Annotated in this window: 4 pseudogenes and 1 other annotated feature; all 4 pseudogenes read right to left on the minus strand. The window is 35.9% G+C overall.

Features of this window, described 5'->3' with window-relative positions:
- Positions 1–551: pseudogene (locus THYS13_RS14040) on the minus strand (DNA-directed RNA polymerase subunit beta); the annotation flags it as partial.
- Positions 552–772: 221 nt separating this feature from the next.
- Positions 773–1,148: pseudogene (gene rplL / locus THYS13_RS13700) on the minus strand (50S ribosomal protein L7/L12).
- Between the two features lie 37 nt (positions 1,149–1,185).
- Positions 1,186–1,724, minus strand: a pseudogene (rplJ, locus tag THYS13_RS13705) (50S ribosomal protein L10).
- A 5-nt stretch (positions 1,725–1,729) separates the two neighbouring features.
- Positions 1,730–1,852 (minus strand) — a sequence feature (ribosomal protein L10 leader region).
- A gap of 47 nt (positions 1,853–1,899) precedes the next feature.
- Positions 1,900–2,590 (minus strand): annotated as a pseudogene (gene rplA, locus THYS13_RS13710) (50S ribosomal protein L1).
- Positions 2,591–2,638 lie beyond the last annotated feature (48 nt).

The raw sequence follows: 2,638 nt of genomic DNA on the forward strand, positions 1-2,638 counted from the left end.
GTCAATTCTAACATATACTATATCATTGGAATCTTCTTCATATTCTAGCCAAGCCCCCTCTATTTGGAATTACAGTTGCAGAAATTAATTTTTTCCCAAATTTATCAAATTGTTGTTCATAATAAACTCCTGGAGATCTAACCAATTGGCTTACAATTACACGTTCTGCGCCATTTATAATAAAAGTACCCTTTTCTGTCATTAAAGGAAAATCTCCCCATAAATACTTCAGATTCCTTAATTTCCCCTGTTTCCCTATTGGTAAGGCGTACTTTGACTTTCATCGGCACAGCATATGTAGTATCTCTATCTTTACATTCTTCTACTGAATACTTGGGGTTATTTTCTAATCTATAATCCACAAATTCTAACGCCAATTTCCTGTAAAGCTCTCTATAGGGGAAATTTCTCTAAAGACTTCTCTCAACCCCCTCTAAAAACCATTTGTATGACTTCTTTTGAACTTCAATAAGGTCGGGCATTTCTAACACTTCATCGATCTTAGCAAAGCTCATTCTTGTCTTGTTGCCCACTTGTACAGGATTTACCATCCATTTCACCCCTTAAAAAATGTAAATTACCAAAAGTTTCCCACTTTTGGATTTCATGCAAAATAACCCTATTTTACCATTATTATTCACCAACAGGCTCCCTCTTATACATATATTTAACAAATAAAAAAGGCCACTATTAATGCAATTTATTATAATAGCACAAGTGAAGATTTATGTCAACAATTCCCCATAAAAAAATAAGGGCAAATTTTTTGCCCTTATTTTATTTCTACTTTTGCACCAACTTCTTCGAATTTTGCTTTAATTTGATTTGCTTCGTTTTGCTTACTCCTTCTTTAACTGGCTTTGGAGCACTTTCTACTAAATCTTTTGCTTCTTTTAATCCTAAACCTGTTACTTCTCTCACAACCTTGATAACTTTTATCTTGTCACTACCTACTTCTTGTAAAATAACATCAAATTCTGTTTTTCTTCAGCTGGTGCTGCTGCTGGTGCTCCAGCTGCTGGAGCTGCTGCAACTGCTACAGGAGCTGCCGCAGATACACCAAATTCCTCCTCTAAAGCTTTTACCAACTCAGCCAATTCTAGAACTGTCATATTTTTTATGGCTTCCAAAATCTCCTCTTTGCTCATTCTTTCTACCTCCATTTTAAAAATTTTTATTTTTATTTCAAGCTTCAGCTTGCTTTTTCTCTTTCACTGCATTTAAAGCATAAAGCAGGCTTCTCAAAGTGCCAGACAACACAAAAACGAGGTTGGTAATAGGAGCTTTCATGCTGCCCAAAGCTTTCGCCACAAGTTCTTCCCTTGAGGGAAGCTCCGCCAAAGCCTTAATTTCCTCAACAGTCACTAACTTTCCATTTACAAGGCCTGCCTTTAACTCAATACCCTTGTGATCTTTCATAAATTCCACAAGAACTTTAGCAGGCGCAACAGGGTCATCATATCCAAAAGCTACAGAAGTTGGTCCTTCAAAATACTTGACTAAATCATCCCCATAACCTAGTTCTTTAGCTGCAATAGTCATTAAAGTATTTTTGTAGACTTTGTACTCAGAATTAGCTTCTCTAAATTTGCTCTTAATATAGTATCATCTTCTACAGTCAAGCCACTAAAGTTTGAAAAAATCACTGTTTGTGCTCGTGACAATTTGTCTTTAAACTCTGCTACGATTTGTTGCTTTTTCTCTTTTGCTGCCCACCTTCCCACCTCCTTAAAAAATTTAAAAAGGATCCCGTAGACATGAGGATCCCTTTTGGGAATTTATTTTTAAAAACCTCGGTGGGATTTACGTGCAAAAGCACACCCACTGTCTACGGTCTTTTTTATTCAATTTCAACGTCACTTATTATACCTTACATCTTTTGTCTGTCAACAATTTTTATTAAAAAATCTTTAAAGGATTAACCTTCACACCTGGTCCCATTGTAGAAGATAACACTACACTTTTGATGTATTGTCCTTTTGCGGCTTGGTTTAGACTTAATTATAGCATCTATAACCGCTCTAAAGTTTTCTAATAATTTCTCTTTCCCAAAGGATTTTTTCCCTATAGGAACGTGAATTATACCTGCTTTATCCACCCTGTACTCAATCTTACCAGCTTTAATTTCTTTAATAGCTTTTTCTAAATCAAAAGTCACAGTACCTGATTTAGGGTTTGGCATTAATCCTTTTGGACCTAATATTTTACCTAATCTCCCTACCACTCCCATCATATCAGGAGTTGCAACTACAACATCATAATCAAACCAATTTTCATTTTGAATTTTTGCAACTAATTCTTCTGCTCCCACATAATCAGCACCTGCTGCCTCTGCTTCTTTAGCTTTTTCCCCTTTTGCAAAAACTAATACTTTCACACTTTTTCCTGTTCCGTGAGGAAGCACTACTGTACCTCTTACCTGTTGGTCAGCATGTCTTGGGTCAACACCTAGTCTTACAGCTAAATCAATAGTTTCATCAAAATTTGCTTTTGCAGTTTTCAAAACAATATCTATTGCCTCATCACTGGAATACTGCTGTGTTTTGTCATATAACTTTAAGCTCTCTAAATATTTTTTCCCTCGCTTCACTTTTCTAACCTCCTTGTGGTAGTGTCGGACTTTCCTCCCACTTATTTT

The sequence above is a fragment of the Thermoanaerobacter sp. YS13 genome, assembly GCF_000806225.2.
Taxonomy (GTDB): Bacteria; Bacillota; Thermoanaerobacteria; order Thermoanaerobacterales; family Thermoanaerobacteraceae; genus Thermoanaerobacter; species Thermoanaerobacter uzonensis.